Consider the following 255-nt stretch of genomic DNA (forward strand, 5'->3'; position numbering starts at 1 on the left):
CGTACGGCTTGTCCCTATAACCTTAGCAGGTACAGAGGATAAGACGGTACAACGTTGTGAGTTTGTTGATACACCAATTCATTACCCCAATCTTTGCTTCTTCCAGATTCAGGCTTTGTCGCTCCACTGAGGACAAACGCCAGTACAAGTTATGCCTGATGACCATAGCAAGTTGGTCCCACCCCTTCCCATCCCGAACAGGACCGTGAAACAACTTTGCGCCGATGATAGTGCTGCAACCAGTGTGAAAGTAGG

The 255-nt window shown here is 48.6% G+C and carries 1 rRNA gene; it reads left to right on the plus strand.

Going from position 1 to position 255, the window contains the following annotated elements:
* Positions 1–154: 154 nt before the first annotated feature.
* Positions 155–255 (plus strand): 5S ribosomal RNA (gene rrf / locus GCN78_RS29115); the annotation flags it as partial.

Source organism: Janthinobacterium rivuli (genome assembly GCF_009208735.1).
GTDB lineage: Bacteria > Pseudomonadota > Gammaproteobacteria > Burkholderiales > Burkholderiaceae_D > Janthinobacterium.